The organism is Arthrobacter sp. CAN_A212 (assembly GCF_015752345.1).
Classification (GTDB): Bacteria; Actinomycetota; Actinomycetes; order Actinomycetales; family Micrococcaceae; genus Arthrobacter_D.
In genome coordinates, this window is the sequence record NZ_JADOUT010000074.1 from 1 (window position 1) to 1,412 (window position 1,412).

At 58.9% G+C, this 1,412-nt stretch carries 2 protein-coding genes; one reads left to right on the plus strand and one right to left on the minus strand.

The annotated features are described in order from the left end of the window. Positions 1-73 precede the first annotated feature (73 nt). The gene (locus IWX64_RS17415; RefSeq protein ID WP_442859072.1) at positions 74-268 is read right to left on the minus strand and encodes an AAA family ATPase; all 195 of its coding nucleotides are present in this window, start codon (positions 266-268) and stop codon (positions 74-76) included. A 110-nt stretch (positions 269-378) separates the two neighbouring features. Between IWX64_RS17415 and IWX64_RS16830 the strand changes: the two genes are divergently transcribed. After that, positions 379-1,230 carry a phosphotransferase gene (locus IWX64_RS16830; protein ID WP_196868269.1) on the plus strand — a complete coding sequence of 284 codons (852 nt, stop codon included), beginning with the start codon at positions 379-381 and terminating at the stop codon, positions 1,228-1,230. Positions 1,231-1,412: the final 182 nt, after the last annotated feature.

Below are 1,412 nucleotides of genomic sequence, written 5' to 3' on the forward strand. Positions count from 1 at the left end.
CCCCACGGCGGCGTGGATCAACCAGCCCCAACAAAGCGAGGTCCCCACACACGCCTAACCACTTAGCTGTGTCTCAAACGCCTTGACAGATTCCGTATGAAAGGTCGGGAAAGGAGCGCAGCATCCACTTATCGAGGCTGAACCGGACCCCGGGCAACTCGTCTTCGAGTTGGCGGGCGCGTGTCGTCTTGCCGGCTCCGTTGAGACCACAGAGCAGGTGAACAGTTGGTTGAGACACATACTTGGCAGTCCTGTAACTTTTCACCATTGGATTCTCCCAAAGGGACAGGGACGCCGTCGACGCGGATCTTGGACAAGCGGAGTGAGAAGCCCTGCCGGGGATCGATGCTTACGGACACCTTCGCATAGGCTGTTTCGATGACCAGCTGGGATTTGGAACTTCTGGATAAAGAGCAATCCGAGTACGTCGCGCGGCAACTCGGAGCGCCTGTGGTGATCGAAGACTTGTCTTGGGGGCTCGTAGACACGAAGGTTCTCCATGTGCGTGCTGGCGACCGGGACTTCGTAGTGAAGGCTGCGCCCCTGACCAACCATCACATCGGGCGAGAAATCACGGCACACGAAACCTATACCGAGCCGCTAGTCAGACTTGCTCGGACCGGACAACTCGTAGCTGCCGATCGAGCCGCGAACATCCTGATCTCTACGTATCAACCCGGGACGCTGGTCGAGGGGACATCTTATGAGTTCGCTCCGGACGTTCACGCCCAGGCAGGCTCGGCGCTCCGGGCTTTCCACGACCAGCATCCACGCTCGGATGGTGAATATGAAAGCCGTGCGACAGACAAGGCGAACGCCTGGCTAGATCGAAAGCACAGAATCGCCCCGGCAGTGGAGGCCGAAGCGAGGCTCGTCCTCAGCACGTACCGCCCGGCGTCGATCGTTGTCGCACCGACGCACGGCGACTGGCAGCCGCGAAACTGGCTGATCGAACAAGAACGGGTGCGAGTCATTGACTTCGGCCGGTTCGACTTCCGGCCACCAGCTACGGACCTGTGTCGGCTTGCCACACAGCAGTGGAAGGCGGTTCCCACTCTGGAGGCTGCATTTTTGAGCGGCTACGGCCCGGACCCGCGTGACGATCAGGTCTGGTCGATGGATTTGCTGCGAGAGGCCATCGGCACCGCGGTATGGGCCTTTCTAGTAGGTGACGTCAAGTTCGAAGCACAAGGGCACCGGATGCTGGAAGAAGCTATTGCTTGCTTCTAAAACTGCGCCGGGGAGAGGCAGACGGGTAAGAAAAACGCCGCCGATTATTGTTGCGATCCACTGTCGTGTCTCACTCGGCCGCGTCATGCGGAATTTGTCAAGGTGAATGAGGCCAGTGGGAATTAGGCTGCTGCTTTTGTGTCGTTTTTCTCGGTTGGTTTGTTGATCCAGGCGGTGTTGGG